At 73.0% G+C, this 25511-nt stretch carries 23 protein-coding genes; 5 read left to right on the forward strand and 18 right to left on the reverse strand.

Annotated elements, in window-relative coordinates:
* Window positions 1–37 precede the first annotated feature (37 nt).
* The 9 genes from AB0K03_RS16785 to AB0K03_RS16825 form a co-directional block, all read right to left on the reverse strand.
* Window positions 38–1219, reverse strand: coding sequence for a glycosyltransferase 87 family protein (locus AB0K03_RS16785; protein ID WP_364685169.1), 1182 nt, complete (start codon window positions 1217–1219; stop codon window positions 38–40).
* Window positions 1216–2652, reverse strand: coding sequence for a polyprenol phosphomannose-dependent alpha 1,6 mannosyltransferase MptB (gene mptB / locus AB0K03_RS16790; RefSeq protein ID WP_364685171.1), 1437 nt, complete (start codon window positions 2650–2652; stop codon window positions 1216–1218). Before mptB (AB0K03_RS16790) ends, AB0K03_RS16785 begins: the two co-directional genes overlap by 4 nt.
* A complete protein-coding gene (gene mptB, locus AB0K03_RS16795; protein WP_364685173.1) occupies window positions 2643–4130 on the reverse strand; it encodes a polyprenol phosphomannose-dependent alpha 1,6 mannosyltransferase MptB in 1488 nt (495 codons plus the stop codon). Before mptB (AB0K03_RS16795) ends, mptB (AB0K03_RS16790) begins: the two co-directional genes overlap by 10 nt.
* Window positions 4127–5572 (reverse strand): hypothetical protein, encoded by a 1446-nt coding sequence (locus tag AB0K03_RS16800; RefSeq protein ID WP_364685175.1) that lies wholly within the window; start codon window positions 5570–5572, stop codon window positions 4127–4129. Before AB0K03_RS16800 ends, mptB (AB0K03_RS16795) begins: the two co-directional genes overlap by 4 nt.
* A 39-nt stretch (window positions 5573–5611) precedes the next feature.
* Window positions 5612–8647, reverse strand: a complete 3036-nt coding sequence (locus tag AB0K03_RS16805; protein ID WP_364685177.1) for a bifunctional [glutamine synthetase] adenylyltransferase/[glutamine synthetase]-adenylyl-L-tyrosine phosphorylase — start codon at window positions 8645–8647, stop codon at window positions 5612–5614.
* 1 nt (window position 8648) lies between these two features.
* Window positions 8649–9434, reverse strand: coding sequence for a type 1 glutamine amidotransferase (locus AB0K03_RS16810; protein WP_364685179.1), 786 nt, complete (start codon window positions 9432–9434; stop codon window positions 8649–8651).
* Window positions 9435–9483: 49 nt separating this feature from the next.
* Window positions 9484–9930 (reverse strand): GNAT family N-acetyltransferase, encoded by a 447-nt coding sequence (locus AB0K03_RS16815; protein ID WP_364685181.1) that lies wholly within the window; start codon window positions 9928–9930, stop codon window positions 9484–9486.
* A 13-nt stretch (window positions 9931–9943) separates the two neighbouring features.
* Complete coding sequence (locus tag AB0K03_RS16820; protein ID WP_364685183.1) at window positions 9944–10369, reverse strand: DUF350 domain-containing protein; 426 nt, start codon at window positions 10367–10369, stop codon at window positions 9944–9946.
* A 77-nt stretch (window positions 10370–10446) separates the two neighbouring features.
* On the reverse strand, window positions 10447–11799 hold the full coding sequence (locus AB0K03_RS16825; protein WP_364685185.1) for a glutamine synthetase family protein: 1353 nt from the start codon (window positions 11797–11799) through the stop codon (window positions 10447–10449).
* Window positions 11800–11928: 129 nt separating this feature from the next.
* Here AB0K03_RS16825 and AB0K03_RS16830 point away from each other — a divergent pair, with 129 nt between their 5' ends.
* The 3 genes from AB0K03_RS16830 (at window position 11929) to AB0K03_RS16840 (ending at window position 15193) form a co-directional block, all read left to right on the forward strand.
* The gene (locus AB0K03_RS16830; RefSeq protein WP_364685187.1) at window positions 11929–13728 is read left to right on the forward strand and encodes an NAD+ synthase; all 1800 of its coding nucleotides are present in this window, start codon (window positions 11929–11931) and stop codon (window positions 13726–13728) included.
* A gap of 110 nt (window positions 13729–13838) precedes the next feature.
* A complete protein-coding gene (panB, locus tag AB0K03_RS16835) occupies window positions 13839–14681 on the forward strand; it encodes a 3-methyl-2-oxobutanoate hydroxymethyltransferase (RefSeq protein ID WP_364685188.1) in 843 nt (280 codons plus the stop codon).
* Between the two features lie 62 nt (window positions 14682–14743).
* On the forward strand, window positions 14744–15193 hold the full coding sequence (locus AB0K03_RS16840) for a VOC family protein (RefSeq protein ID WP_364685190.1): 450 nt from the start codon (window positions 14744–14746) through the stop codon (window positions 15191–15193).
* Here AB0K03_RS16840 and AB0K03_RS16845 read toward each other — a convergent pair.
* On the reverse strand, window positions 15190–16614 hold the full coding sequence (locus AB0K03_RS16845) for an RNB domain-containing ribonuclease (RefSeq protein ID WP_364685192.1): 1425 nt from the start codon (window positions 16612–16614) through the stop codon (window positions 15190–15192). The two genes, AB0K03_RS16840 and AB0K03_RS16845, sit on opposite strands and share 4 nt — an antisense overlap.
* 75 nt (window positions 16615–16689) lie before the next feature.
* Between AB0K03_RS16845 and AB0K03_RS16850 the strand changes: the two genes are divergently transcribed.
* On the forward strand, window positions 16690–18024 hold the full coding sequence (locus AB0K03_RS16850) for a hypothetical protein (protein WP_364685194.1): 1335 nt from the start codon (window positions 16690–16692) through the stop codon (window positions 18022–18024).
* On the opposite strand, the gene AB0K03_RS16855 is transcribed toward AB0K03_RS16850, so the two are convergent.
* Entirely contained in the window at window positions 18021–18227 is a 207-nt protein-coding gene (locus tag AB0K03_RS16855; protein WP_364685196.1) for a hypothetical protein, read from the reverse strand. The genes AB0K03_RS16850 and AB0K03_RS16855 overlap by 4 nt on opposite strands.
* 193 nt (window positions 18228–18420) lie before the next feature.
* Window positions 18421–19443, reverse strand: coding sequence for an aspartate-semialdehyde dehydrogenase (locus AB0K03_RS16860; RefSeq protein WP_364685198.1), 1023 nt, complete (start codon window positions 19441–19443; stop codon window positions 18421–18423).
* A gap of 111 nt (window positions 19444–19554) precedes the next feature.
* Between AB0K03_RS16860 and AB0K03_RS16865 the strand changes: the two genes are divergently transcribed.
* On the forward strand, window positions 19555–20355 hold the full coding sequence (locus AB0K03_RS16865) for a methyltransferase domain-containing protein (protein ID WP_364685200.1): 801 nt from the start codon (window positions 19555–19557) through the stop codon (window positions 20353–20355).
* Between the two features lie 41 nt (window positions 20356–20396).
* Here AB0K03_RS16865 and AB0K03_RS16870 read toward each other — a convergent pair whose 3' ends face one another.
* From AB0K03_RS16870 to AB0K03_RS16895, 6 genes are all read right to left on the reverse strand, one after another.
* A complete protein-coding gene (locus AB0K03_RS16870) occupies window positions 20397–21002 on the reverse strand; it encodes a M15 family metallopeptidase (protein ID WP_364685202.1) in 606 nt (201 codons plus the stop codon).
* 77 nt (window positions 21003–21079) lie between these two features.
* Window positions 21080–21694, reverse strand: a complete 615-nt coding sequence (gene ribA, locus AB0K03_RS16875) for a GTP cyclohydrolase II (RefSeq protein WP_364685204.1) — start codon at window positions 21692–21694, stop codon at window positions 21080–21082.
* Between the two features lie 91 nt (window positions 21695–21785).
* On the reverse strand, window positions 21786–22934 hold the full coding sequence (locus AB0K03_RS16880) for an ABC transporter permease (RefSeq protein ID WP_364685206.1): 1149 nt from the start codon (window positions 22932–22934) through the stop codon (window positions 21786–21788).
* Window positions 22935–22980: 46 nt separating this feature from the next.
* Entirely contained in the window at window positions 22981–23118 is a 138-nt protein-coding gene (locus tag AB0K03_RS16885; RefSeq protein WP_364685209.1) for a hypothetical protein, read from the reverse strand.
* 36 nt (window positions 23119–23154) lie between these two features.
* The gene (locus tag AB0K03_RS16890; protein WP_364685212.1) at window positions 23155–24069 is read right to left on the reverse strand and encodes a serine/threonine dehydratase; all 915 of its coding nucleotides are present in this window, start codon (window positions 24067–24069) and stop codon (window positions 23155–23157) included.
* Window positions 24066–25154, reverse strand: coding sequence for a type I glyceraldehyde-3-phosphate dehydrogenase (locus tag AB0K03_RS16895; RefSeq protein ID WP_364685215.1), 1089 nt, complete (start codon window positions 25152–25154; stop codon window positions 24066–24068). The genes AB0K03_RS16890 and AB0K03_RS16895 overlap by 4 nt, the downstream gene beginning before the upstream one ends.
* Window positions 25155–25511: the final 357 nt, after the last annotated feature.

Consider the following 25511-nt stretch of genomic DNA (forward strand, 5'->3'; position numbering starts at 1 on the left):
GTGTGCATGGTCCCTGCCTACGGGGCTCCGCGGTCGCTCAGGTGGACACCGGGGAAACACCCGGTTTCTCGACCTTGCCGATCCCCTGCTCCCGGGGTGCCGGCGGCGCAACCTCCCGTACGGCGGGCAGCCACACCAGCAACGCGATGCCGAACAGCACGTAGAGGTTCGCGCCGATCACGGCGAGCGGCGGTTTGGGGCCGCGTTCGTACAGGAAGGTGATGTGGGCGCTGAGCAGCGTGTACGTGGCGACGCCGAGGTAGAGCACCCGCCGGTTGGTCCGGGCGACCTCCACGCAGCGGACCAGGGCGGGCAGCAGCCAGACCCAGTGGTGCACCCAGGTCACCGGGCTGATCAGGCAACCGACCATCCCGGTGAGTGCCAGCCCGCCGAGCGCGTCCGCCCGCCGCACGCGCCACGCCCAGAGCGCGAGAGCGGCCAGCACGCACAGCACCCACACCTTCGACTCCCACGCGTCCACCGGCAGCCGGGCCAGCATGCCGCGCAGCGACTGGTTGGAGACGTACTCGAGGTTGCCGACCCGGTTGGTGTCCCACAGCGCGGCGGTCCAGAACTCACGCGAGGCGTCGGGCCAGAGCGCGGCGGCCGCCAGGGTGGTCGCCGCGACCGCCCCGGCCGCGGCACCGGCGGCGCGCCAGCGGCGGGTCACCAGCAGGTAGAGGATGAAGACGCCGGGTGTCAGCTTGATCGCGGTGGCCACGCCGATGCCGATGCCGGCCCAGCGCCGTCCGCGGGCCACGCCGAACAGGACGTCGCCGGCGACGAGGGCGAGCAGCAGCAGGTTGACCTGGCCGAAGCCGAACGTCTCGCGGACCGGTTCGAAGATCAGCGCCAGGCAGGACGCGACGGCGACCGCGTACCAGGGGGTCCAGCCCTCGCGGCGGATCATCGGCGCGATCAGCCACCGGGTCACCACGACCGTGACGATCACGGTCGCGATCGACGCCAGCGTGGCGATGGCCCAGAGCGGCAGGTATGCCATCGGCGCCATCAGGAGGGCGGCGAACGGCGGGTACGTGAACCCGTACGGCGAGCCGCGCTTGAGGTAGTCGTACACCATGCCGCCGTCACGGAACCAGTAGCGCACTGCCCCGGCGTAGACGGCGGAGTCGAAGTAGTAGTGCAGGATCGCCGCCCACACGAGCGCGCCGGCGGCGACGGCCCCCAGCGCGGCGAGGGTCATGATCCGGCGGTTCACGCGACCACCCTACGGGCGCGATGCCTGCGCACAGTCACGACGAGCAGCGTCACGAGGGCGGCCGTGACGACGAGGGCGCCCGGGATGCGCGTGTAGAGCGCCCAGTTGTACCCGGCCGGCGTGGTCAGCGTCGCGGCGAACGCGCACAGGCCGAGCAGCCATCGGTTCTCCACGCGGGTGGCGGCGAGCACGGCGAGCGGCCAGGTCGCGTACCAGGGATGGAAGACCGGGGCGCAGAGGACGGTGGCCGCCAGCGCAAGGCCGGCATGGTCGAGGGCGGCACCGTGCCGCCACGCCCGCCACCACAGCGCCACGAGCAGGACGGCCAGGAACAACACCCCGAGAAACCGCGTCACGGGTACGGCGTGCAGCCCCGTACCGAACTCGATCGCGAGCCCGACCGCCGTCGACGGTGACCCCCACGTCACGCTGTCACCGCTGCGCAGCAGCCCGGCGACCCAGCCGGCGCCGCGCCCGGAGGCGATCGCCAGAGCGGCCGTGGACAGCAGCAACCCGCCGCCGATCGCCGCGGCCGGACGCCACAGGTCCCGCAGCGCGCGGCGGTCGGCGGGAAGAAGGCGCGACGCGGGAGCCGGCTGGGTCGCCCGGCGGGTGAGCGGCAGCGCGGCGAGAACGGCGAACGGGACCACGACGATCGCGGTGGCCTTGACGCCGACCGCGAGGCCCAGGACCGCTCCCGCGGCGGCCAGGCGCACCGGGGAGGCGCCGGTGACCGCCAGCGCGAGACCGCAGACGATGAGCCCCACCATCAGGGCGTCGTTGTGCGTGCCGGACACCAGGTGGACCAGCACGATCGGGCAGGCCAGCACCATCCACGTCGCGCGGGCGGGGTCGATGCCGCAACGGCGGGCCAGCGCGGGCACCCCCACCGCGATCAGCGCCACCCCGGCCACGGCCACGACCCGGAGCCCGGCGATCACCCCGGCGAGCGAGTCGCCGGCGAGCGCGACCACCCGGGCGGCGATCAGCAGGAAGAGCGGGCCGTACGGGGCCGGCGAGTCCAGCCACGACGACGCGACCGAGCTCACCCAGGGGCAGCCGAACTCGGCGACCCCGGTGGCGTACGGGTCTCCCCCGGCGTACTGGACGTAGCCCTGGCACGCGTACGAGTAGACGTCCGCGCTGCCCAGCGGCAGGAACGGCAGCACCGGCAGGAACCACAGCCCCGCCGTGACCAGCGCCCACCGCGTCGAGGGCACCACGTGCCGGCCGAACCACCACGCCGTGATCAGCACCGCCGTGCCGAGCACCCACAGGATCGGCAGCGCGACGCCGCGCTGGCCGCTGAGCAGGGTCAGCGGGTTGATGCTGGGCACCCGTGCGAAGCCGGAGCCGCCCAGCCAGGCCGTGCCCGCCGTGGCGGCGCTGCCCGCCAGACCACCCCAGCGGACGAGCCGAGGGGTCAGTCGCACGCGGGCACCTCCGCGGCGGGCACGGGTGAGCGCAGCCACCGCCACGAGTGCCGGGCCACCCAGACGACTCCCGCCGTGACCAGGAACGCGAACGGGACCTGCAGCGGTTTCCAGGCGCCGTCGCCGTCCGGCAGGATCAGGAACATCGAGGCCACGATGGTGACCTCGAGCCAGCGCAGGCCGACCGTGGTGACGGCAAGCAGCGTCAGCGGCCAGAACAGATACCAGGGCTGGGTGATCGGCGCGAGGAAGATGACCGCCAGGCACGCGAGGCCGGCCCCGTGCAGCGGGTCGGAGCGGCGGAACCGCCACCAGATCACCACGAGCGCCACGAGCAGCACGACGAGGGCGGCCGTCCGCAGCGCGGGCACGACGTCGTAGCCGGCGCCGAACCACTTCCCGGCCGCGTTGACGGCGATGCCGACCGCGGTGGGCGGGGACGTCCAGCTGCGCGACTCACCCGCGCCGGACAGCGCGACCGCCCAGCCGAACCCGAGCCCCGAGACGACGGACAGGACCGCCAGCAGCGCGACCGCTCCCCCGACGACGGCGCCACCGCGGCGCAGGAACCGCAGCAGCCCCTCACGGGTCAGCTCCAGGCCGCCGGCGGCGAGCAGGGCCGCGAACGGCAGGACCACCCCGACCGTCGTCTTGACCGCGACGGCCGCGCCGACCAGCGCGCCCCCGGCGATCAGCGCGGGCATGGGCCGGCGGCCGGCCACCAGCGCCAGACCGGCCGCGAGCAGCGCCATCGTCAGCGTGTCGTTGTGGCCGCCGCCGACGAAGTGCACCGGTACGAGCGGACAGCACAGCACCAGCCACAGCGCCTTCTCCGGCGCCACGCCCCGGCGGCGGGCCAGCGCCGGGACGGCTGCCGCGAGGGCGCCCACGGCGAGGACGGCGTACACCCGGAAGATGCCGAGGGCCACGGCCTGCGAGCCGAACGACGCGGCGAAGCCGGTCAGCAGGATCCACAGCGGCCCGTACGGGGTGGGCGTGTCGCGCCACACCAGGGACACCGAGTCGAGCCACGGGCAGGGCTGCGCCGCGATCCCCACCTGCGAGGGGTTGAAGCCGGCGTCGAACAGGGCGCCCTGGCAGGCGTACGCGTACATGTCGCGGCTGGCCAGCGGCGGCACGGCCAGCAGCGGCACGATCCACAGCGCCGCGGTGACCACGATCCAGCGGCGGGACAGCTCGAGGCGGCGGCCGTACCACCAGGCGGCGCACAACGCGGTCAGCCCGGCGAGCCACAGCAGCATGATCAGCACGCCGTTCGGGCCGCGCAGAATGCTGACGACCGACACGCCCTGCCGGATCCACGGGGGCGCGCCGAACAGCACCGCGTCGGCCGCGCAGCACACCGCGCCGAAGAACCCCAGCCACCGCACGCCGGCCGGCCGGCCGAGCCACAAGCGCAGTGCCGCCGCGCCGGCCTGCCAGGGGCGCGCCCCGGTGTCGGCGGCAGGTCCGGTCACGGGTTCGCCCGCAGGATCGGCACACCCTCGACGGTCGTCTCGGGGTGGTAGTACGCGGCCAGGTCCGCGGCGATCCCGCCGCTCGGGTCGACCGCGGCCGGCGGGGTGTCGAGGACGACGAGCACGGGCCGCTGCGGCGACGCGAGCATCGCGCGCAGCCGCGGCAGCGCGTCCGGGATCTTGTCGATCGGTTTACCCCACAGGTACGGATAGGAGGCCTCGCGGTCGGCCGCGAAGTACAGGTACGCCTCGGACTCCAGGACGTAGATGCGGTCGTCCGGGCCGGTCGAAGCCCTGATCACGGCCGCGATCCGGTCGTCGCGGGCCGCGAGCGCATCGTACGGGATCGTGTCCGCCCGGCCGCCCGGCGACATGGGTACGAGCGCCGCCAGCCACACCAGCGTCGGCACCGTCGCGACGGCGGCCAGCGCCCACCGCCGCCACCCCGCGCGCACCCCGATCACCGCGACGGCGGCGAGCACGACGAGGGCCGGCAACGGCTGGACGAAGTAGTGCGGCCAGTACGAGCCACCGAGGTTGATGCCGATGAACCCGGCGAACAACCACACGCCGAGCAGCCGGCGCGCGCCGCGGTCCAGCACTCTCCACCCGAGCAGGGACACGAGCAGGACGGGAACCACGCCGAGCGCGATGTCGCCCGCCTGCCGGCCCAGATCCGTCCAGCGGGTCGACGCGTTCGAGCCCGATCCGCCGAGCGCCGACAACTGATACCCGACGAGCGCCGTCCAGTATGCCGACCAGCCGACCGCCAGCCCGTGCAGCGCGGAGGCGAGCAGCGGGAGCGCGACACCGGCCAGGAACACCGGCACCGGTTTACCGCGCCGGGCGAGGACGAGGACGAGCAGCCCGACGAGGACACCGTCGATGCCGGACTGCTTCATGGTCAGTGCGACGCCCGCGAGCACCCCGGCCCCGGCGAGCCACCACAGCGATCGTCCCCTCCGCCACCACAGCACGGCGAGCGCGATCGAGACGGTCGACGGGACGCTCGCGAGCAGCTCGCCGTTGAGCGTCATGCCCTCCAGGTGCGGGGCCACGCCGACCACCGCGTACAGCCAGGCGGCCACGACACCGGCGGCCCGCCCGGCCAGCCCCCACCCGATCGCGGCCACGGCCACGGTGAGGATCGCGCCGGCCAGGACCACGCCGAGCCGGATGGCCCAGCCGGACTCGTCGATCGCCAGCAGCGCCCGGTAGGTCAGCAGCAACCCCTGCGGCCGGTCGAGCCACACGTCGCTGTAGAGAAGGTCACCGCGCGCCCACTGCCGGGCCACGTACGCGTAGCCGCCCTCGTCGGTGGAGAGCCCGGTGAACAGGAACGGCACACGCAGCAGCACCGCGACCACGACGGCGGCCGCGATCGGCGCGGCGGCCGCCCGCAGCCCGGCGCGCGGCGGCGGCCGGTCCAGGACGGCGCTCACGACGGACACCGGCGCCGCGGGCCCGTGCCGGCGGGGCGCTCACGCATCGAGGACGCGCTCCATCGCCGCCCGCGACCGCCGGGTGATGCGCAGGTAGCGGTCCACGAACTCGCCCGGGTCGCCGCCGCCGAGCAGCTGCACCACCCCGGCCAGCTCGACGCCGTGCCGGGGCAGCTGATCGGTGGGGCGGCCGCGGACCAGGGTCAGCGCGTTGCGGACCTGCGCGGCCAGGGTCCAGCCGGCGGTCATCGCGGCCGCGTCCACCTTGTCGATCAGCTTCCCCTCCAGCTCCGCCGACAGCGCCTCGAGGGTACGGGTGCGGCGCAGCCCCGGCAGGGCGTACGCGTGCCGCAACTGCAGCAGCTGCACGGCCCATTCGACGTCGGCGAGCCCGCCGCGGCCCAGCTTCGCGTGCGTGTTCGGGTCGGCGCCGCGCGGCATCCGTTCGGTCTCCACGCGCGCCTTGATCCGCCGGATCTCGGTGACCTGTTCGCGGGTCAGGCCGCCGCCGGGATAGCGCATGCCGTCGGCGAGCCGTTCGAACTCGCGGCCCAGGTCCTCGTCGCCGCAGACGAACCGGGCGCGCAGCAGCGCCTGCGACTCCCACACCTTGGACCAGCGGGCGTAATACTGCGCGTACGCGTTCAGGCTGCGTACCAGCGGACCCTGCCGGCCCTCGGGGCGCAGATCGGCGTCCACACCGAGCGGCGGGTCGGGTGCCGGAGCGCCGAGCGTGCGGCGCATCTCCTCGGCGATGGCCTGCGCGGCCGCGCTGGCTTGGCTCTCGGGGGCGCCCTCCGGCGGGGCGTAGACGAAGAGCACGTCCGCGTCGGACGGGTAACTCATCTCGTAGCCGCCGAGCCGGCCCATGCCGATCACCGCGAACCGCAGCCCCTCGGGGCCCGGGTGGACGCGCCGGGCGGCGTGCAGCGCGGCGCCCAGCGTGGCGTCGGCGACGTCGGAGAGCGCGATGCCGATGGCGTGCACGTCGAGCGGGTTGGCGGGGGCCAGGTCGCCGCCCCGGCTCAGGATGTCGGCGCAGGCCAGCCGGAACAGCTCCCGCCGGCGCAGCGCGCGGACCGCGGCGATGGCCGGGCCCGGGTCGGTCGCGCCGTCGCGCAGGTGCCGGTCGGCGGCGGCCACGAACCCCTCGCGGAGCACCTCGCGCGGGCGGGGTTGCAGCTCGGCGTCGTTGGCCAGCAGGCGCAGCGCCTCCGGGTCGCGGATGAGCAGGTCGGTCGCGTACCGGGAGAGGCCGATGACGCGGGCGAGCCGGCGCGCGACCGGGCCGCCGTCGCGCAGCAGCCGCAGATACCAGGGCGTGCTGCCGAGCTTGTCGGAGACCTGCCGGTAGTTGAGCAACCCCCGGTCCGGCTCGGGCGCGTCGGCGAAGTCCTGCAGCAGCATCGGCAGCAGCGTGCGCTGGATCGCCGCGGTGCGGCTCACGCCGCCGGTCAGGGCCTGCAGGTGCCGCAGCGCGCCGGCGGGATCCGCGAAGCCGAGGATCTCCAGGCGGCGCCCGGCCGACTCGGTGGTCATCCGCAGCGCCTCGGCCGGCACCCGGGCGACCGCCTCGAGCAGCGGCTGATACAGCAGCTTGACGTGCAGGCGGCGCACCTGCGCGGCGTGGCTCACCCAGTCGGAGCGGAACGCCTCGACCGCGTCGCGCCCGTTGAGCGCCTTGTAGCCGAGGGCCGCGGCGAGCCAGCGCAACGCCTGCGGATCGTCGGGCACGGTGTGCGTCCGGCGCAGGTTCTGCAACTGCAGCCGGTGCTCGACCGTACGCAGGAAGCGATACCCCCGCAGCAGCGTCTCGCCGTCCTCGCGGCCCACGTACCCGCCGGCGACCAGGGCCCGCAGCGCCGGCAGCGTGCCGGGCTCCCGCAGGCTCTCGTCGACGCGGCCGTGCACGAGCTGGAGCAGCTGCACCGCGAACTCGATGTCGCGCAGGCCGCCGGGCCCCCGCTTGATCTCGCGGTCGACCTCCTTGGCCGGGACGTTCTCGATGATCTTGCGACGCATGTCCCGGACGTCGTCGACGGCCTCGGGGCGCTCGGCGGCGTGCCACACCAGCGGCGCGAGGTCGTCGATCCACTCCTGGGCGAGGGCCAGGTCGCCGGCCGCCGGGCGCGCCTTGAGCAGCGCCTGGAACTCCCACGTGCGAGCCCAGCGGCGGTAATACGCCTGGTGGCTGGCCAGCGTGCGGACCAGCGGGCCGCGGTTGCCCTCGGGACGCAGCGCGGCGTCGACCGGCCAGGCCACCTGCCCGCAGATCTCGATGAGCCGGGCCGCGACCGTGGTGCCCGCGCTGAGGTCCTCGTCGCCGGCCGCCACGAAGATGACGTCCACGTCGGACACGTAGTTGAGCTCGTTGCCGCCGCACTTGCCCATGGCCACCACGGCGAGGCGCGGCTCGTTGGTCTTCTGCGGCAGCTCCCCGGCGGCGATCGCGTACGCGGCGCACAACGTCTCGTCGGCCAGCCGGGACAGCGCCGCCATGGTGGGCTCCAGGCCCCGGCCACCGGTCAGATCGGCCGCCACGATGCGCAAGAGCGCCGTCCGGTACGCCGTGCGCAGCGCCGGAACGGTCGGTGCCCCCTCCCCGGTCGAGTCGCCGAACTCCAGACGCCCCTCGGCGCTGGGCGGCATGCCGGTCTTGGCGGTGGCGAGCACCCGCCATTGGTCGGGGTTGGCGACGAGGTGGTCGCCCAGCGCGCTGGAGGCGCCCAGCACGGCGATGAGCCGTCGCCGCAGCCCCCCGTCGTCGGCCAGGGCCGCCACGATCGCGTCGGCGGCGGGGCTCGCCGCGATCTCCTCGCCCGGCCCGGTGACCGGGCCGCCGTTGCCCCGCAGCGCGGCCCGCGCCGCCGCGTCGACCATCCGGTGCAGCTGGCGCAGCGCCAGGTTGGGGTCGGCCGCCCGGGACAGCGCCTGGATCAGCTCGGATGCGGGCGCGTCGACGGGCTCCTGCGCCTCGGTGTCCCACAGTCGCAGGCCGCCCGGCCCGAGCAGATCGGCCACACGCGCGCCGTCGTCGGCGAAGCCGTACCGGGCGAGCCGGCTGGGCCTGGTCATCTCACTGTCCCAGCAGCGGCAGCGTGCGCGGGGTGCCGGGGGCGGGGATGTCGGCGCCGGCCAGCTCGCCGCGGGCCAGCGCGGCGAACCGGGCGGTGAACGGCTGCCAGACCTCCTCGACGTCGGCGAGCACCTCGGCGGTCGCGGCGACGACCACGTCGGGGTCGTAGCCCAGCTCCTCGAGGACGTCCGCGTCCGACCGGGCCCACGCCGCGATCATGTCGGTGTCGCACTCGATGTGGAACTGCAGGCCCCAGGCCCGGTCGCCGATGCGGAACGCCTGGTGCGGGTAGCGGGTCGAGGCGGCCAGCAGCACGGCGCCGACGGGCAGCTCGGTGATCTCGTCGGCGTGCCACTGGACCACGTCGGGCAGCAGCGGCACGAACTTGAACAGCGGGTCGCCGTCGGCGGCGTCGCGGCGCCCCACCAGGCCCGGACCGATCTCCGGACCGGACGTGCTGCGCTCCACCAGGCCGCCGTGGGCCTGCGCGAGCAACTGCGCGCCGAGGCACACGCCGAGCGTCGGCACGTGGTGCCGCACCGCCTTGCGCAGCAGCCCCTCGAGCTGCGGGAACCAGGGCGCGCCGGGCTGCCCCTGGCCGTCCGGGAAGGCGCTCTGGTCGCCGCCCAGCACGACCAGGCCCAGGAAGCCGTCCAGGCTCTCCGGGAGCGGCTCGCCGGCGTGCGGCCGCACGACCGTCAGCTCGAGCCCCGCCTCGGCGAGCCAGTCGCCGAGCCGGCGCAGATCGTCCGACGGGTCGTTCTCGATCACCAGTGCTGTACCCACCCGTCGAGGCTATCGGGTGGGACCGACACAAACCCCGCCCGCACCCCGTTCACGCGACGCGCGGCACGCTCCACCGGGCCACGACCTCGTAGCCCTCCGTCTCGCCGGTCTCGGCGAACCCCAGCGAGAGGTAGAGCGCCCGCGCGGCCGCGTTGCGCGGCGAGTAACTGAGGGCGACGTTCGGCGTGCCCTCCTCAGCGGCGAGCCGGTCACGCAACGCGAGCACCAGCGCCCGGCCGATGCCCTGCCGCTGCCACGCCCGGTCCACGACGACCCCGCCGATCCACCGGCTGCGGTCGTCGTCCACGGCCCACATGCAGAACGCCGCGACCTGCCCGTCGACGGTGACCGCCAGCGGGTGCCACAGGCCGCCGTAGTGGCACAGGCAGAGGTAGTACGTGACCTCGCTGACGAATTCACGCTGCTCCGGCCGTACGGTCAGCGCGGCGCAGGCCCGCCAGTCGTCCGCGGTGACCGGCTCCAGATCGATCTGCACGGCGCCGGCGGCGTCAGGCGATGCAGGCGCAGACGATCAGGGCGGCGCCGAAGTGCGAGGCCGCGCTGACCAGCGCCCCCGGGTGCCGGTCCGGCGTGCAGATGACCTCGCCCAGCTTGCCCGGCGTCATCCAGTCGAGCACCAGGAACGCCAGGGCCATCACCGCGATGCCGAGCACGCCGAAGATCGCCGTGGAGGCCAGCCCCTCGCCGAAGTTCTCGTAGCTGGTGAAGATGGCCGTGAACACGATCGCCGCGATGCCGAGCTGGTTCGAGGCCAGGAGCAGGGCGGCGTTCGGGTTCCGGTCCACCCAGATCAGGTCACGCAGCTTGCCCGGGGTCAGCAGATCGACGAGCACGAAGCCCAGGGCCATCAGCCCGATGCCGACCGCGCCGAACACGATGCTGCGTCCGGCGCCCTCCAGCAGATTCTCCAGCACGGTGTCTCCCTCGCGATGACGTCAGAGGCACCGTATCGGACCAGCACAGGCGGGTGATCCACCGCCCGGCCGAAAGATCAGAGTGTCCCGAGGTAGCGCTGCCGCTCGTACGGGGTGACCTCGCGCCGGTACTGCTCCCATTCCTGCCGCTTGTTGCGCAGGAAGAAGTCGAAGACGTGCTCGCCGAGCACCTCCGGGATCAGCTCCGACTTGGCCATCACGTCGATCGCCTCGGCCAGGTTCTCCGGCAGCGAGTCGTACCCCATGGCCTTGCGCTCCTGCGGCGACAGCGCGAGCACGTCGTCCTCGGCGCCCGGGGGCAGCTCGTACCCCTCCTCGATGCCCTTGAGACCGGCGCCGAGCAGCACTGCGAAAGCGAGGTACGGGTTGGTGGCCGAGTCGATCGAGCGCACCTCGACGCGGGCCGAGTTGGGCTTGCCGAACGCGGGCACCCGGACCAGCGCGGAGCGGTTCAGGTGACCCCAGCTGACGAACGCCGGCGACTCGGTGATGCGGTCCGGCAGCTGCAGCGGGAAGAGCCGCTTGTACGAGTTGACCCACTGGTTCGTGACGGCCGTGTACTCCCGGGCGTGCACGAGCAGGCCGGCGATGAACGCGCGGGCGGTCTTGGACAGCTTGAGCGGGTCCTCGGCGTCGTGGAACGCGTTGCTCTCGCCCTCGAACAGCGACAGGTGCGTGTGCATGCCGCTGCCCGGCTGGTCGGTGTACGGCTTCGGCATGAAGGTCGCGCGTACGCCCTGCGACAGCGCCACCTCCTTGACCACGTGCCGGAACGTCATGATGTTGTCGGCGGTGGTGAGCGCGTCCGCGTACCGCAGGTCGATCTCCTGCTGGCCGGGGGCGACCTCGTGGTGGCTGAACTCGACCGAGATGCCGATGCGCTCCAGCGCGAGCACGGCCTGGCGGCGGAAGTCGCGCGCCACCGAGTGCGTGGTGTGGTCGAAGTAGCCGCCGCCGTCGACCGGGATCGGCACCGAGCCGTCCAGCGGGCTGTCCTGCACCAGGAAGAACTCGACCTCGGGGTGCGTGTAGAAGGTGAAGCCCTTCTCGGCCGCCTTGGCGAGCATGCGGCGCAGCACGTGGCGCGGGTCGGCCCAGGCGGCGCTGCCGTCGGGCAGCAGGATGTCGCAGAACATCCGGGCGCTCTCGCCGCTGGCGCCGCCCTCGAACGGGAAGACCTGGAACGTGGTGGGGTCGGGCATGGCGACCATGTCGGACTCGGAGACCCGGGCGAAGCCCTCGATGGCCGAGCCGTCGATGCCGATGCCCTCCTCGAACGCGGACTCGAGCTCGGCGGGCGCGACCGACACGCTCTTCAGGGTGCCCAGCACGTCGGTGAACCAGAGGCGGACAAAACGGATGTCGCGCTCTTCGAGCGTCCGGAGCACGAACTCCTGCTGTCGGTCCACGTCAACCCCTCGTACTCGCCCGGCGGCCAGTCTCCCCTTGTTCCGTTACGCCGAGATTACGCTGACCATGAGGGACCGGTGGCAGGGGACACCGACATGGGATGGCCCCACCTGGGCAAGAATAGTGACATGCCCTCGTTGCGCATCGCCCTCGCCCAGGTGAACTCGACCGTCGGGGACGTCCCCGGCAACGCCGCCGCGGTCCGTCGCTGGACCCGCCGGGCCGCCGACGCCGGCGCCCAGCTCGTCGCGTTCCCCGAGATGATGCTGACCGGCTATCCCATCGAGGACCTGGTCTTCCGCGACTCCTTCGTCACGGCGTCCCAGCACGCGCTGCGGCAGCTGGCCACCGACCTCGCCGCGGACGGCCTCGGCGACGTGGCGGTGATCGTCGGGTACGTGGACGCCGACGGCCCCGCGCCCACCAGCGCCGGCGCGGTGCCCGGCAGCGGCCGCCGGGACGCCTCCGCGCTGCTGATCGGCGGCGAGGTGGCGGCCACGTACTACAAGCACCACCTGCCCAACTACGGCGTCTTCGACGAGAACCGCTACTTCGAGCCGGGCACCTCGCTGACCGTGGTGCGGTTCGGCGACGTCGACGTCGCGCTCACCGTCTGCGAGGACCTGTGGCAGGCGGGCGGCCCGTTCGCCGCCGCGCGCCGGGCCGGCGTCGGGCTCGTCGTCACGATCAACGCCTCGCCGTACGAGCTCGACAAGGACGACGTCCGGCTGCCGCTGGTCAAGCGCCGGGCCGCCGAGGCGGGCGCGACCGTGGCGTACGTGAACCTCGTCGGCGGCCAGGACGAGCTGGTCTTCGACGGCGACTCGATGATCGTCACCGCCGCCGGCGAGCTGCTCACCCGGGCGGGGCAGTTCACCGAGGAGCTGCTCGTGCACGACGTGGAGGTCGACTCCGCACCGGCCGGCGCGGTCGCCGCACCCGTACCGCCGCCGTCCTCGGAATCGCCGCACGGCGAGGACCGGGGCGACGACGACATGACGATCGAACGCGTACGCCTCACCGCCACGCCCCGGCCGCTCAGCGACGGGCCGGCGGTCGGCGGCATCGCGGAGCGGGTGAACGACGAGGCGGAGATCTGGTCCGCGCTGACCCTGGGCCTGCGCGACTACGTGGAGAAGAACGGCTTCCGCTCGGTCGTGCTGGGCCTGTCCGGCGGCATCGACTCGGCGGTCGTGGCGGCGATCGCCGTGGACGCCCTCGGCCCGCAGCGCGTCGTCGGCGTCTCCATGCCCAGCGGATACTCGTCCACGCACTCCCGCGACGACGCCGCCGACCTGGCCAAGCGCACCGGCCTGGACTACCGCAGCGAGCCGATCCAGCCGATGGTCGACGCGTTCCTGGCCAACCTGTCGCTCTCCGGGCTCGCGGTCGAGAACCTGCAGGCCCGAGTCCGCGGCGTCATCCTCATGGCGCTGTCGAACCAGGAGGGCCACCTCGTGCTCACCACGGGCAACAAGAGCGAGCTCGCGGTCGGCTACTCGACGCTGTACGGCGACTCGGTCGGCGGCTTCAACCCGCTCAAGGACGTGCCCAAGACGATGGTGTGGCGCCTGGCCAAGTGGCGCAACGAGGACGCGGCCCGCCGCGGCGGCGAGCCGCCCATCCCGGAGAACTCCATCACCAAGCCGCCCTCGGCGGAGCTGCGGCCGGGCCAGGTCGACACCGACTCGCTGCCGGACTACGAGATCCTCGACGCGATCCTGTCCGGGTACATCGACGGCGACCTGGGCCGCGACGACCTCGTCGCCGCCGGCCACGACGCCGCGCTCGTCGACCGGGTGCTGCGCATGGTCGACATCGCCGAGTACAAGCGCCGCCAGTCCGCGCCGGGCACGAAGATCTCCATCAAGGCGTTCGGCCGCGACCGCCGCCTGCCCATCACCAACCGGTTCCGCGAGGGCGCGTGAGGCTCGTGTGACCGGCTCCACTCACCTCTGACCGCAAGCCCGCCCCGGGTGCGACGATGCGAATCAGACCCGGGGACCGCACACCGCGGCCTCGAGGGAAGGAGACGACGATGTCCGAGACACCCGCCGAGGTGCCCACCCTGTACGGCGGCCCGCCCACGCGCCGCGTCCGCACCCGCGACCTGCTCGCGGCCAAGGAACGCGGCGACCGCTGGGCGATGCTGACCTCGTACGACCAGTACACCGCCGCGCTGTTCGACCGTTCCGGCATCCCGGTGCTGCTGGTCGGCGACTCCGCGGCCAACAACGTCTTCGGGTACGAGACGACGCTGCCCGTCACCGCCGACGAGCTGCTGCCCCTCGTCCGCGCGGTCGTCCGCGCCACGAGCACCGCGCTCATCGTGGCCGACCTGCCCTTCGGCTCGTACGAGGAGGGCCCGGTGCAGGGCCTGCGCACCGCGGTCCGGTTCATGAAGGAGGGCGGCGCGCACGCCGTGAAGCTGGAGGGCGGCCGTCGCGTCGCCGAGCAGATCCGGGCCATCACGGGCGCCGGCATCCCGGTGATGGCGCACATCGGCTTCACCCCGCAGAGCGAGCACGCCATCGGCGGCTACCGGGTGCAGGGCCGGGGCAGCGCCGCCGAGGAGGTCATCGCCGACGCCCGCGCGGTCGCCGAGGCCGGCGCCTTCGCGGTGGTCCTCGAGATGGTGCCCGGCGAGGTCGCCAAGCAGATCACCAAGGAGCTGCCGATCCCGACCGTCGGCATCGGCGCGGGCCCGGACACCGACGCCCAGGTGCTGGTCTGGCAGGACATGGCCGGGCTGCGCGAGGGCAAGGCGCCGCGCTTCGTCAAGCGGTACGCCGACCTCGCCGGCGTGCTGGGCGACGCGGCCCGGCGCTACGCCGACGAGGTGCGCAACGGCGAGTTCCCGACCGCGGAGCACACCTTCTAGATCCAGGGCGGCCCCGGGCAAGATCAACCATCGTGGCAGACTTCGTCCTGAGGAGGTGCCACATGTCCGTTCCTGCCCGGGTCAGCCTCGCCACCCTCGGCGTGGCCGACGTCGTCCGCGCGACCGAGTTCTACGGGTCGCTCGGATGGCGGTTGTCGCCCGCCTCGGTGCCCGGGGTGGTGAGCTTCTTCCACACCGCCGGCGGGCTGCTCTCGCTGGTCGCCACGGAGGACATGTCGGCCGACGCGGGCCTGCCGGCGCGGCCCGCCCCGCCCAACCCGGCCACGGACTTCCGCGGCACGATGCTGGCGATCAACGTGGACTCCCCGGCCGCCGTCGACGAGGCGCTGCGCACGGTCGTGCAGGCCGGCGCGACCCTGGTGAAGGCGGGCAGCCCGGCGGAGTGGGGCGGCTACCTCGGCTACTTCACCGACCCCGACGGGCACCTGTGGGAGATCACCCACAACCCCGATTGGCCGCTGGACGCCGCGGGCGTCCCCCAACTGCCTTAGGGCCGCTCGAAGCGTACGGTCCGGGTCTTCGGGTCGGCCTCGGCCAGGCGTACGGGGATCCGCTCGCCCAGCGGCAGCTCCCCCACGCAGCGGGCCTGCACGGCCGGCTCGTCGATCGCCACGGTCCCGCCGGCCGGCCGCGGCTTCGCGCCGGGCTCCGCCGGGTCGTCGACGTCCAGCACGCCGGCCTCGAACGTCTCCCCCACCCGATGCGCGAGCAGCACCGCCTCGGCCAGCGAGACGGCGCCCCGGTCCGCGGCGGAGGCCACCCGGTCGGTCGTGGCCATCGCCTTCGGCAGCCGCGGCAGGGCCTCACGGACCCAGCCGGGAACCTCGCGCCCCTCGTACAGGGCGAGGCACGCCTCGGTGGCGTACCGGTCGGCGAGGCGGCGCAGCGGCGCGGTGACGTGCGCGTACGGCGCCCCGACCCCGCCGTGCCGGGTCTGCTCCGGCGCCTGCCCGTCGAACGCCGTGTACGCCGCCCCGCGCAGCAACTCGGCCGCCTGCATGAGGAACGCGGCCCCCCGCGGCCCGGCCGGATCCACCGAGGCGACAACCGCACCGACCGACGCACCGTCCGGCCACGTCACGTCCAGCGACGCCGCGGCGGCCCGCAACTTCACGACGGCCTCCGGCCGCGGCGCCGGCATCGTGCGGAGCAGACCCACCTCGCCGCCGAGCATCAGCGTCGCCGCGGCCATACCGGTGAGCAGCGAGATCTGTGCGTTGTGCTCCTCGACGGGCAGCGGGGCCCGCAGCATCAGGCGCCAGCCGTCGCCGTCGGGCTCGACCTCCTGCTCGGGCAGCGGCAGGTTCACGGCGCCGCGATCGGCTGCCCGGGCCGCCAGCAACGTCCCGATCTCGGGCAGCAGGGCGATCGCCTCCGCCGCGGTTCCGGCGTCGACGGCCTGCTGCAGCCCGGCATAGTCCAGTTTGGCGCGGCTGCGTACGCGGGCCCGCTCCAGCGCGATCGCAGCGATGGCGCCGTCCGAGTCCAGGTCGATGGTCCACATGACGGCCGCCCGGTCCACGTCCGGCAGCAGGCTCACCGCGTCCTCGCTGAGCACGGCCGGATGCAGCGGAACCTTGCCGTCGGGCAGATACACAGTCTGGCCGCGTACCCAGCTCTCGGCCTCCAGCGCACCGCCCGGCCGCACGTACGCGGCGACGTCCGCGATCGCGTAGCGGACGCGGTAACCGCCGGGACGGCGGCTCAGGTGCACGGCCTGATCGAGATCCCGCGACGTGGGCGGGTCGACGGTCACGAACGGCACGTCGGTGCGGTCGGTGGCGGGCAGCGGCGTGGCGGCGGCCTTCTCGGCCTCCTCGAGCGCCGCGGCCGGATACCCGTCCGGCAGGTGCAGCTCCCGCCGCAGCTCGGAGAAGTCGATGCGCGGAGCCACAACCCGTTTGATCGGCACGGGGTCATTCCTAACACGCGACAGGGCCACGCCCGTGACGGCGCGGCCCTGTCGGACGTACGGAACGGTCAGCGCTTGGCGGTCGCCTTGCGCGCCGTGGCCGACCCGGCCCGGCCGTTGCTGGCAGCGGTCGCCTTCCGGGCCGCGGCGGCGCCGGAGGGCTGCTTCACCCGGCCGGCGTTCGTGGCGGAGTTCTTGGTCATGGCCGCGGGCTTGGCGTTGGCCGACTTGGCGGCGGGACGCACCTTCGCGGCGGCGGCGTTACCGGTCGCCCGGGTCGCCTTCGCCGCCGGCGCGGACTTGGCGGCGGTCGCCGTCTTCGCCGGAGCCTTCTTCGCGACGGTCGCGCTCTTCGCGGGAGCCTTCTTCGCGACGGTCGCGCTCCTCGCGGGAGCCTTCTTCGCGACGGTGGCCGACTTGGCCGGGGCCTTCTTCGCCGCGGCGGTCTTCGCGGGGGCCGACTTCGCGGCGGGCGCCTTCTTCGCCACCGCGGACTTGGCCGGCGCCTTCTTCGCGACGGTCGCCGACTTGGCCGGAGCCTTCTTCGCCGCCGTCGCGGACTTCGCCGCCGTGGCCGACTTCGCCGCCGTCCTCTTCGCCGCCGTGGCCGACTTGGCCGCAGTCGACTTGGCCGGGCTGGACTTGGTGGCGGCCGACTTCGCCGGGGTCGTCTTCTTGGCGGCCGGCTTGGCCGCCGCCTTCGTCGCCTTGGCCGCCGTGGACTTGACCGCGGTGGCGGCCTTCGACGCGGCCGTCTTCACCGCGGACTTCGCCTTGGCCGCGGTCCCCGTCTTGGCGGACGCCTTGCCGGCGGTGCCCGTCTTGGCGGACGCCTTGCCGGCGGTGCCCGTCTTGGCGGACGCCTTGCCGGCGGTGCCCGTCTTGGCGGACGAGCGGGGCGTCGCGGTCTTCGCGGATGCGCTCTTCGAGACCGAGGCCTTGGCCGAGGACGAAGCCGCGGAGGCGCGGCCGGCGAGGGACTTGGTCGCCGCCTTCGCGGCGGGCGAGGCGGCCGAGGACGCGCGCTTGGCAGCGGTCGACCCGGCGGCGGCCGTGGTGGTGCGCTTGCCGGCCGTCGACGTCGCGGCGGCGGCGCGCTTCGGGGCGGCCGCGGTCGTGGTGCTGGTGCGCTTGGTGGCGGCCGAGGTGGCCGCAGCGGTCCGCTTGGCGGCGGTCGCGGTGGTGGTGCCGCGTTTGCCGGCGGCCGAGGTGGCGGCGACGGCGCGCTTGCCGGCCGCGGGCTTAGGCGCGGCGGCCGGCCGGGCGGCGGGCTTCGTCGCGGCAGCCCGGGTCGGGGCGGCCTTCTTGGTCACGGCCATGGGGTCGTTCCTCCTAGCGAATGACTGCGGGCTAGTCTCCGCATGGAGACCGAAGATTCCGGCTTGGACACAGCGGTCGTGCCGGGCCTAGCTGACCTCCCCGGTCCAGCGGGCATCCTCGGCATCCCACGCCGCATTGCGTTTCTCGACGGTCTCGAGTGCCCGCGTGGCGTCGTCAGCGGAGGCGTACGGACCGAGCCGGTACTGGGCAGGACACACGTCGTCCCCGGACTCGACCCGGTCGTGCCGGAGGCACCAGAAATAGCCGCCCCCGCCAGGCCCACTGTCGTTCATGACATCACTGTGCACCTCAAACCCACCATGCGCTACCGATTCAGGCAAAAAGCCCCGTTTTTCCATAGTGGAGCGTCGCAAAGACCCCCCGAAGGAACGACAAAACCCGCCCCACCGGCACGGCAAGACGGGGTCCCGCGAAGGACAAAACCCGCCCCACCGGCACGGCGGGACGGGTTTTGCGGAGCGGAGATCAGAGCGACTTGGCGACCACTTCCGCCACCTGGACCGCGTTCAAAGCGGCACCCTTGCGCAGGTTGTCGTTCGACAGGAACAGGGCCAGCCCGTTGTCGACGGTCTCGTCGGCGCGGATGCGGCCCACGTACGTCGGGTCCTGACCGGCCGCCTGCAGCGGGGTGGGCACGTCCGACAGCTCCACGCCGGGCGCGGTGGCGAGCAGCTCGCGCGCGCGGTCCGGGCTGATCGCCCGGGCGAAGCGGGCGTTCACCTGCAGCGAGTGCCCGGTGAAGACCGGTACGCGCACGCACGTGCCGGAGACCTTGAGGTCCGGGATGCCGAGGATCTTCCGGCTCTCGTTGCGCAGCTTCTGCTCCTCGTCGGTCTCGCCGAGGCCGTCGTCGACGATCGAGCCGGCGAGCGGAAGCACGTTGAACGCGATGGGGCGGGCGAAGGAGCGCGGCGCGGGGAACTCGACCGCGGCGCCGTCGTGGGTCAGCTCGGTGGCCCGGTCGGCGACCTTCTTGACCTGCTCGTCGAGCTCGGCCACACCGGCCAGCCCGGCGCCGGAGACAGCCTGGTACGTGGTGGCGACCAGCGCGACCAGCTGGGCCTCGTCGTGCAGCGGGCGCAGCACCGGCATCGCGGCCATCGTGGTGCAGTTGGGGTTGGCGATGATGCCCTTGGGGCGCTGCGCGGCGGCGTCCGGGTTCACCTCGGCCACCACGAGCGGGACGTCGGGGTCCATCCGCCAGGCGGAGGAGTTGTCGATCACCACGGCGCCGGCTTCGGCGACGCGCGGCGCGTACTCCTTTGAGCTGCCCTTGCCTGCGGAGAACAGCACGATGTCGAGGCCGCGGTAGTCCGCCGTGGCGGCGTCCTCGACCGTGACTTCACCGTTCTGCCAAGGCAGGGTGCGGCCCGCGGAGCGCGCGGACGCGAAGAGCCGGAGCTGGTCCACTGGGAACTGGCGCTCGGCCAGGATGCGGCGCATGACGCCACCGACCTGTCCCGTCGCGCCGACGATGCCGATCCTCATGGGCACAAAAGTACGGCCCCATCTGCGCGTACGGAAATCAGGTATCCGTCACGATCCCAATTATCGAGATTGCTCTCCCGATATTCGAGACGCGGTCCTAGCGTCAGTGGCATGGCTGCTGTCTACACCCACGGGCACCACGAATCGGTCCTGCGCTCACACCGCTGGCGCACCGCAGAAAATTCGGCCGCGTACGTTCTCCCCCACCTGACCTCCGGCGCGACCGTGCTGGACGTCGGCTGCGGTCCCGGCACCATCACGGCCGACCTGGCGACGCGAATCACACCCGGCCGGATCACCGCCCTCGAGATGACCGAGGACGCCCTCGACCTCGCCAGGACGGAGATCGCCGGCCGCGGCCTGACCAACGTGACCTTCGCCGTCGGCGACGTGCACGCCCTCGAATTCCCGAACGACACCTTCGACGTCGTCCACGCCCACCAGGTCCTGCAGCACGTCGCCGACCCGGTCCAGGCCCTCCGCGAGATGCGCCGCGTCACCCGCCCCGGCGGCGTCATCGCCGTACGCGACAGCGACTACGCAGCCTTCACGTGGTTCCCCGAACTGCCCGAACTCGCCGAATGGCTGGACCTCTACCAGCGCATCGCCCGAGCCAACGGTGGCGAACCGAACGCCGCCCGCCGCCTCCTCGCCTGGTCCCACGCCGCCGGCCTGACGGACGTCACAGCGACATCCAGCACCTGGTGCTTCGCAACCCCGGAAGACAGAGCCTGGTGGGGCAACCTCTGGGCGGACCGCATCACCAAATCCGCGATGGCACGCCAAGCGCTGGACACCAAAGCCGCCACGCAAGCCGACCTCGACCGCATCGCCGACGGCTGGCAGAAGTGGGCGGCGGACGAAGACGGCTGGCTCTCGATCCTGCACGGCGAAGTCATAGCCCGCGCCTGATCGAAAAGGTGGACCACACCGGCTTCGGGGGCAACCAAGAACTAAGGCTTGAAGGCCCAATGCCAAGGCTCCCGCGGAACGTTCTCCACGAAGCCGTACCGGGAGGCGTTGGCGCGCATCCACGACTGAGCCTTGGAGTTCAGGTCGAGGTCGGTGGCCATCCCCCACCCGTGCTCACTGGTACCCGGCTTCGCGGCCAGCCCGCCCTGGGAGTACAGCCCCTTCCGGCGGGCCACGTCGACCTGCTCGGAATAGGAGCGGTAGGAGTCGGTGATGCCGATGTGCACTCCCTGCGCCTTGGCATCAGCGATCATCCGGTTCAGGGATTCGGCCGCCGGCGCCCACAGTTTGTGGCCGGTGTTGCCGACCTTCTCCAGCGCCGACGCCGGGATCTTGCCGTTGCCGTACGCGGCCAGCTCGACCGGAATCCCCTTGCCGTTCAGCTTGAAGGTCTTGTCGGCGGCGGTGGAGCCGGTTGCCTGCGTACCCATGGCGTCCGCGAGGGCCGACGCGAAGGCGGTCCCCGAGGCCGAAGGGGCCGGAGAGGTGGTCGAGGCCGGAGCAGCCTTGGTCGCCTGCTGGGTCTGCAGCGCGATGATGCGGCTCTGGATGTCCGCGATCCGGTTGTTGACGGCCTCGATCCCCACAGCGAAACCTCCGCGCGTTAGTCCGGCCTACCCCTGTCCGTTCGGCGCGGCGGCGGGATCCCTGAGCGGGAGCAGTGTCACACGGCGAGCGGCAGGTCGATCGTGTGCGCCGTGTGCGACACCTTCGCCTGCAGGTAACGCACGTTCGCGTCGGACGCGTGCACCCCCGTCGGCAGCACCGACCGCACCTCCACGTCGTGCGCACGCAACTGCGCGGCCTTGTCCGGGTTGTTGGTCAGCAGGTCGACCGTGGTGGCGCCGAGCGCCGAGAGCATCTGCGCGGCGGCGGTGTAGTCGCGTTCGTCGTCGGCGTGCCCGAGCGCCCGGTTCGCCTCGTACGTGTCCAGGCCCTGATCCTGCAGCGCGTACGCGTCGAGCTTCGCGTACAGGCCGATGCCGCGGCCCTCCTGGCGCAGGTAGAGCAGGTAGCCGCCGGCCGTGGCGATGCGTTCCACCGCCTCGCGCAGCTGCGGCCCGCAGTCGCAGCGCTCGGAGCCGAAGACGTCGCCCGTGAGGCATTCGGAGTGCGGCCGGACCAGCGGCACGCCGGCGCCCGAAACGTCACCCAGCGCCAGGGCGAGGTGCTCCTTGCCGTCGGCGAGCCCGTCGAAGGTGATGACCTCCGCCGTGGTGCTGTACCCGTCCGCGAACTTGAGCGGCACGGTGACACGGCTGCGAATACCCAAAGACATGACGGCTCCCTCTGGCACTTGACGCTTCAAGTACGGCTCGACCGTACTCCGCATCGGTCAAGGGAATCCACGAGCCGGACGTCACAACGGATCAAGATGTGGCCAAGGGAATCCGCGCGGGCTCGCGGACGTCGTTGCCCTCGATCCGGTCCCGCACCTCCAGGTCGAGCTCCGAGATGCGGTCGCTGCGGTTCGGCAGCAGGTTCGTGACCAGCACCAGCGCGCAGCCGATGCCGGCGTACAGGGCCAGCACGAGCAGGTGACCGCCGATGGGCGCGGCCGGGAAGTAGAGGTTGTCGCGGACGGCCTGCACACCGGCGCCGGTCGGCAGGTTCTCGCCCAGGACGCGGCCGAACGCGGGCAGGAACTCCGGGAGGATGCTGGCGCCGCTGATGACCGTACCGACGGTGAAGTAGAGGCCGCCGACCAGCGCGCCGCCGGGGCCGAGCAGCGCCACCGCACCCGCGGTCGAGCCCGTGATCGCGAGCGAGACCAGCGCGAAGATGCCGAACATCTCCCAGCCGTTCGCGCCCTCGCCGACGCCGAACCAGCTCATCGACCAGAGCACCACGGCGGCCGAGCCCAGCGCGTACACCAGGAGCGTGGCCAGGTGGGCGAGCCCGCGCCGCCAGGACCGGCGGGTCCGCGGGATGAGCCGGCCGAGGCCCACGGAGGCGATGGTGCCACCGAGCGCGAGCGCCTGGGTGAGGAAGCCGAGCGAGGCGCCGTTGACGTCGTCGGCGGGCAGCGGCACCACGTCGGTGACCGGCGGCGGGGTGGCGAGCGCCTGCGCCTGCGCGATCGGGACCGTGCCGCCCTGCTGCGCGAGGGCGGCTATCTGCTGGGCGTTCTGCTGCGCTATGACACTCGTGTACGTCGTCCGCAGCAGGCTCGCGGCGGCGGTTCCCCCGGCGCCCGCCACGTACAGGTGCGGCTGCGCCGCGGTCACGTCGACGCCGCCGTACACGTCGCGGCGTTCGATCGCGGCCCGCAGCTCGCCGGCGTCGCGATACATCCGGACCTCGAAGACGCCGTCGCGTTCCAGCAGGTCGTTGATCGCGGCCTGCTTGGCGACCGGGGACACCAGCCCCACGGGTACGTCGTGCGGCGTCGCCTTGTGCCCCATGCCCAGGTAGTACGCCGTCAGCGCGAGCTGGACGAGGGCGCCGGCGATGCAGACCGCGAGGGCGAAGCGGCGGAACTGCCGCACCGATCGCACCCGTACGTCCTCAGTTGTCATGACCATCAGCATCGCGGAGATCACCCTGCGTGCGCAGACGGTTCGCTCAGTCCGCCGGCGGCCGCACATGCCGGTCGGCCACGCCGAGCAGCGCCCCGGGCGGCCAATCCAGGCCCGCGCCGGCCGGCGGCCGCACCATCAGATCAAGCTCTTCCGGTACGGCGAAACGCGGCAGGATCGCCATACCCAGCCGGTACGCGCGATGAGCCGCTCGTGCCGCTCAGGCAAGGGTCGACGGGTCGGTGTTCGCCCCGCACAGCAGCACGACGACCCGCTCGCCCGGCGCGGGGACGTACGCGCCCGCGGTCAGGGCGGCCTGGGCCGCGGCCGTACCGTGCTCGACCGCGAGGCGGTAGTCCTCCCACAGCCGGCGGCGCGCCTCGACGATCGCCTGATCGTCGACCAGCACCGCCTCGATGCCGGCCTCGACCGCGGTCCGGAAGGCGATGTCGCCCACCCGGCGGGCCCCGAGCGAGTCGGCCGCCACTCCGGACACCGGCACGTCCACCGGCTCGCCGGCCTCGAGCGCGGCGTGCAGGGCACGAGCGGTCCGCGGCTCGACCGCGACCACCTTCGCACGCCCGTGCAACGCCGCGGCCACCCCGGCGATCAGCCCGCCCCCGCCGACGGCGACCAGGACCGTGTCGAACCCGCCGGGCACCTGCTCCAGCAGTTCGAGGCCCAGCGTGCCGTTGCCGGCCACCATGTCCGGGTCGTCGTACGCGTGGCAGAACAGCGCGCCGGACGACTCGGCGTGCACCACGGCCGCCGCGTACGCCTCCGCGTACTCGTTGCCGACCTGGGTGACCCGCGCGCCCAGCTTGGCCAGCTTCGCGACCTTGACCGGCGGCGCGGTGACCGGCACGTAGATCTCGGCGGGCACGCCCAGCTCGCGGGCGGCGTACGCGGCCGCCAGCCCCGCGTTGCCGCCCGACGCGGCCACCACCCCGGCCGCCGGCAGGCCGCGCTCGGCGGCCGCCAGAATCCGGTTGAGCATGCCGCGGGTCTTGAAGGAGCCGGCGTGCTGGACGAGCTCGAGCTTGTAGGTCGTGGCGCCGTCGGTGAGGACGGGTGTCCGCCGGACCCGGCCGGCGATGCGGCGGGCGGCGGCCTGGATGGCGTCGGCAGGGATCACCAGATCCGTTCTACACCATGCTTTACCCCGCGGCCGAGGAGCAAGCGGGCGCCCGCCGGCACGGGCTCACGTTCCCCCACCAGGCGGGCCAGGTCGAGCAGCCGGTGCGAGAAGCCCCACTCGTTGTCGAACCAGCCTCGCACCTTGACACCGCCGTCGGACGTGGTCTGCGTGCCGGACGGGTCGAAAAGGCAGGATGCGGGGTTGTCGCGCACATCGATCGAGACGGTGGGGTCGGGCTCGTAGTCGATGAGGCCGCGCATCGTGCCGGTCGCGGCATCGGCCATCGCCCGGTTGACGTCGTCTGCGCTGACCGGGCGGTCGGTGTACCCGCCGAGCTCGGCCAGGGAGCCGATCGGGGTGGGCACGCAGTAGTAGCTGTAGCGGACCTCACCGAGCTGGGGAAGCGCGACGCTGATCAGGTCTCCGGCGACGTGGTCGTGCGGGATGATGCTCTCCGCCGTGGCCCGGCCCAGCCGGGGATCGTCGCGCGAGGTGCCGGTCGTGGTGTCGTGGATCTTCTGCCAGCCCTGCGCCGCCAGCACCACCGAGGTCTGCACGCCACGTAGGCCGAACCGGTCGAGCAGCACCTTCGCCATCATCGAGAGCGCGTTGACCCCGCACGAGGCCGGCGAGACGACGTCGTGCCGGACCGGGTCGTACGTGTGCTGGTTGGCGCCCCACACCAGGACCGCGTCCGGGTCGGTGGCCGACGCGCTGATCACCACCTTGCGCGCACCGCCGTGGGTGATGTGCGTCCGGGCGATGTCACCGCTGCGGAACCGGCCGGTCGCCTCGATCACCACGTCCACATCGGCGTCGGACCAGGGGATCCGGCCGGGCTGCGCCTCGTGGAACGCCCAGATCGGACGGTCGGAGACGATGAGCCGCCCGGGCGCCGCCTCCACCGTCCCCGCGAAACGGCCGCGTAAGCTGTCGCGTTTCAACGCGTATGCCAATCGGTCCAGCGGTGCGATGTCATTAATGGCGGCGACGGTGATTCCGGACTCCGGTGCGGCGTCGACGATCCGCATAATGCTGCGCCCGATCCGGCCGAAACCGTTGATGCCGATCCTGACAGCCACAAAGAACTCCTCGCGCCGGCCGAATTCCCCGCACACCGCGACGCGACCGCGCCGGACATCCAGCGAACACTCGGCGTCACATATCAGACACTATGAGTGTGCAAGTTGCACGTCAACCGGAGCGGCGCGTGGAGAAGTTCACGATCATGCAGGCCGATGGCACGTCACACCGGCGCCGGCCTACTCACCCGACCGTCCGCTCCGGACAGAGTTAACCACCAGCGATTTCAGCCTATTCCGTGGGGGTGCGCCGGTGAGCGGAGTCGATCTGCGTGAGTAGTCACACCCTGGCAAGTCCGTAATGTCCGCTCCGGGGCGCACGCGGGGCGCGACGGTCACCACCCGTACCGCCGCCAC

The organism is Actinoplanes sp. NPDC049316 (assembly GCF_040677315.1).
Lineage (GTDB): Bacteria > Actinomycetota > Actinomycetes > Mycobacteriales > Micromonosporaceae > Actinoplanes.

Excerpts from the sequence above, each read along its gene's own strand:
- AB0K03_RS16805 (WP_364685177.1), bottom strand. The coding sequence starts at position 8,647 with ATGACCAGGCCCAGCCGGCTCGCCCGGTACGGCTTCGCCGACGACGGC.
- AB0K03_RS16830 (WP_364685187.1), top strand. The coding sequence starts at position 11,929 with ATGCCCTCGTTGCGCATCGCCCTCGCCCAGGTGAACTCGACCGTCGGG.
- panB (WP_364685188.1), top strand. The coding sequence starts at position 13,839 with ATGTCCGAGACACCCGCCGAGGTGCCCACCCTGTACGGCGGCCCGCCC.
- AB0K03_RS16840 (WP_364685190.1), top strand. The coding sequence starts at position 14,744 with ATGTCCGTTCCTGCCCGGGTCAGCCTCGCCACCCTCGGCGTGGCCGAC.
- AB0K03_RS16855 (WP_364685196.1), bottom strand. The coding sequence starts at position 18,227 with ATGAACGACAGTGGGCCTGGCGGGGGCGGCTATTTCTGGTGCCTCCGG.
- AB0K03_RS16860 (WP_364685198.1), bottom strand. The coding sequence starts at position 19,443 with ATGAGGATCGGCATCGTCGGCGCGACGGGACAGGTCGGTGGCGTCATG.
- AB0K03_RS16865 (WP_364685200.1), top strand. The coding sequence starts at position 19,555 with ATGGCTGCTGTCTACACCCACGGGCACCACGAATCGGTCCTGCGCTCA.
- ribA (WP_364685204.1), bottom strand. The coding sequence starts at position 21,694 with ATGTCTTTGGGTATTCGCAGCCGTGTCACCGTGCCGCTCAAGTTCGCG.
- AB0K03_RS16880 (WP_364685206.1), bottom strand. The coding sequence starts at position 22,934 with ATGACAACTGAGGACGTACGGGTGCGATCGGTGCGGCAGTTCCGCCGC.
- AB0K03_RS16885 (WP_364685209.1), bottom strand. The coding sequence starts at position 23,118 with ATGGCGATCCTGCCGCGTTTCGCCGTACCGGAAGAGCTTGATCTGATG.